1 tRNA gene is annotated in these 599 nt (G+C 51.1%); it reads right to left on the reverse strand.

Annotation, left to right across the window (positions count from 1 at the left end):
* Positions 1 to 506: 506 nt before the first annotated feature.
* Positions 507 to 583, reverse strand: a tRNA-Asp gene (locus ACB035_RS20480).
* Positions 584 to 599: the final 16 nt, after the last annotated feature.

A 599-nucleotide genomic window follows, 5' to 3' on the forward strand; every position in this document is an offset into this window, starting at 1 on the left:
CCTGATGGATTACTACAACTGGCGGCGTCCACATAAATACAATGACGGAATATCGCCAGCAAAAGCCGAAGAACGGCCTAACCAAGTGTCCGGATTTAGTTGACCACTACACCTGATTAATACGGCAATCTCGGTATTCCCAACCTAGCCAAGCTGCTGGGCTTCAAGATCGATGTGCAGATGGAAGAGGGGGTGGTCAATATGGGACTGTCCTGTAGTCAGCAAGCGACAGAAACCTGATTTGACCGCCTGTAGACTCGTTCAGGCGGCCGCAAATGAAACTCACAGGGCTCGGATATAGCCAGAAAATGGTGGAAATAATCGGCTATCTGGCCATTCTTCCGACAGGTAAAAGCCTGATATTGGCGATATAACGCACTAAAAATACAAAAGCCCGGTCGTGAAGCCGGGCTTTGTGTTGGCTCTTGCGTACAAATCTGTGGGACTTATGGGCAAGATCGCACATAGCAAAAAGGCCTTCCCATTCAGGAAGGCCTTCAAATTAGTGGCGGAGCGGACGGGACTCGAACCCGCGACCCCCGGCGTGACAGGCCGGTATTCTAACCGACTGAACTACCGCTCCGCATTCGGTTAGCTTT

This window comes from Aeromonas sp. S12(2024) (genome assembly GCF_041402305.1).
GTDB lineage: Bacteria > Pseudomonadota > Gammaproteobacteria > Enterobacterales > Aeromonadaceae > Aeromonas > Aeromonas veronii.